The 2,486-nt window shown below is 70.3% G+C and carries 1 protein-coding gene and 1 pseudogene; one reads left to right on the top strand and one right to left on the bottom strand.

Features of this window, described 5'->3' with window-relative positions; genetic code table 11:
* Positions 1 to 501: 501 nt before the first annotated feature.
* The gene (locus IE286_RS26780) at positions 502 to 699 is read right to left on the bottom strand and encodes a hypothetical protein (RefSeq protein WP_189799343.1); all 198 of its coding nucleotides are present in this window, start codon (positions 697 to 699) and stop codon (positions 502 to 504) included.
* Between the two features lie 1,532 nt (positions 700 to 2,231).
* Between IE286_RS26780 and IE286_RS26775 the strand changes: the two are divergent.
* A pseudogene (locus tag IE286_RS26775) lies at positions 2,232 to 2,486 on the top strand (hypothetical protein); the annotation flags it as partial.

Below are 2,486 nucleotides of genomic sequence, written 5' to 3'. Positions count from 1 at the left end.
ACCACGACCACGACAACGACGACCACGGCTACGACAACGACGACAACGGCGACCACGGCGGCAAGGGCGACCACTGATCGCCGCCTGGCAGCACCGACTGAGCGGAAGCATGTAGAACCCGGCCCGCCGTAATCGGGCCGGGATCCTACAAGCAGACGCATGACACCGAACCCCGGCCCGCCGTAATCGGGCCGGGGTTCGCGTTCGGGCGTCCGCCCCGTGAGCCGTCCCGGCCGGGACGCTCACCGGGCCGCTGCCCAGGAAACCCACGCGCCTGTCCCCTCATCCTAGGGACGGGCCCCGGCTCCCGCGAGCTTCTGACGGGAGCCGCATCTGTGCGCCGCGCCTCGCCTCACGGGTCGGTGCATGGTGCAATTCCCACTGCACGGACTGCGGTTGGCCGGATGGGACCCGCGCCGCCCGCGGACCGGCCCTTCGCCCAACGGACGCACCCGGACGGGTGACCGTGGCGCGGGCGTGATCGGCGTCGCGGCGGGCCCGTCACCCTGCAGGGCGGCCGTCACCGGGCCGGGGCGTGGCATGGAATCCGGTCCGGCCGGCCCCTACCCGGTACAGGACTCTGCCGTCCCGGGTACCGAGGCAGATGACGTGGCCGGTGAGCTGATACGTGCCGCCGGTGACGACCGGCAGGGCGACCGTCGCGGTGACGTGCACCGTGATGTCGACCTCGGTGCTCACGCCGCGGCGTCCGCGGTGCCGGTCGGCCCCGGCCGTGCCACGCTCGGTCCGGTCCGCCGGTGCCGGAGGCCGTGGCCAGGCCCTTGTCCGCCGGGCGGTGCACCGGTGCGGCACCCGGCGAGCCTCCCTCGGCGAGCACCTGGGCAGGCCCGTCGTACGCGGGAGCTGTGTCGCCCGTGGTGCGGCAGGAGCACACCACTCACGGTGATCACCTGACGGTTTCAGACAGCGTTCGCGAGAGTGATGTCACCGGCCGGCGTGTCCGTCGTGAGTGTGTTAATCGGCCCGCCGCCGGCTCGTGGTGAGCGTCAACTCCCTTACGTAGGCTCCGTGGTGCGGGCGTACCGAGGGACGGTGAAGTGAAAGTTCTCCAAGCCGGCGAGGACTGTGCCGTCGGGCAGGTGCGGCTGCGGCAGCAAGAGCGGGGTTGGCGACCTGCTGCGTCAAGTAGACCGTCAACGCGGTCGGTTGAGCGAGGAGACAGGGTGTGGAGCCGCCCTCTCAGGAGGTTCGGTCGGCGGGGCTCGGGCGCGAGTGAGTGCGGATTGACGACGGTGGCATGCGGCCGGGCGCGGCCGTCGTGGCCCGCGGTGCTCCCAGGGCGGTCAACTCCATCTCACAGCCGAGGCGTTGAAGCGGTCACCCGAGGCGTTGTTGCGGTGGGTCGGGGCATCGACGCCCTGCGGGCGCGGGTCGTACCGGCACGATGCGCGGTCCGTTCACCCGGCGCCTGACACCTTCAGGACCGGTGCGTGGCCACACCGACGAGCCGACTTCCGAACGTGCGTACCTCTGTTGGGGAGACGGCTTCCAGTAGCCCGGACCGCCGGATGCACGGGGCGCCGGATCAGTCATGGCCGTCTGGCCCATGGTGAAGGACGCAGGACGAGCTTGCGGGGACGCCTTGTCGGTGCGATCCCAGGTCCGCATCGTCCACGTGCAGGGGGTGCCGGGCCCCAGCGCACCGCCGCTCCGGGAACCCGGAACCGCTGCGACCCCGGGCCTCTCGGCTGTCTCCAGCCCTACGACCGTCCCGGCCCCTCACCGTCAGTCCGGTCGGTGCTGCGAGGCGTGCCCGTGCAGGCCCCGTCCCCGACTGCCGGGGCACTGCGACCAGGGCCGACCCGAGGACCGACGTCACCACCCCCGGCCGGTGTGCGACCGCGAAGGGGCCAGGGCGATCACCGGCTCCGGACCCCCGTGAGCCTTCGACGGAACAGCTGATTCCGCTTTGTCAAGCAGCGACGCGCCGCTGTCTCGCACGCAGGCGATGCGTCGACAGGTGAGCTGACGTCAGAATTCACACGGTCGGACCAATTGTCATTCAATCCTTCTGCAGAGCTGACTTTTTGACATGTCATCAGCCGCGCGCCGGAAGGCCCGTCAAGGGTGCGCGTCATCCATTCGGACCACACTGGCGGGCCCTTCCGAAATTCCCGACATGACAGGTTCCGGGGGCGTATGTACGTTCAATCACACGTCGGCCGACACAGCCGGCCACTCTCTGGTTCCAAGACAGGAGAAGCAACACCATGGCCATCACCCGTTCCCATGCGATCACCGCGGGTATCGCGGCCGCCGCGGCACTGACCGCGACCGGCATCACCTACGCCACCGCCGCACCGGCCTCCCAGCCCCAGGCCGCCCCCGCCGCCGTCCAGCAGGCGCCCGTCCAGGCCGTCATGGGCGGTGACAACGGAAACAACAACAGCAAGGGCAACGAGGGCAACGACCACGGCGACCACGACGACCACGACAAGGGCCACAAGAAGCACCGCAAGCACCAC

The sequence above is a fragment of the Streptomyces thermodiastaticus genome (assembly GCF_014656135.1).
Lineage (GTDB): Bacteria > Actinomycetota > Actinomycetes > Streptomycetales > Streptomycetaceae > Streptomyces > Streptomyces thermodiastaticus.
The sequence above is the reverse complement of the archived record's forward strand: the minus strand, read 5'-3'. Positions and strand labels throughout refer to the sequence as shown.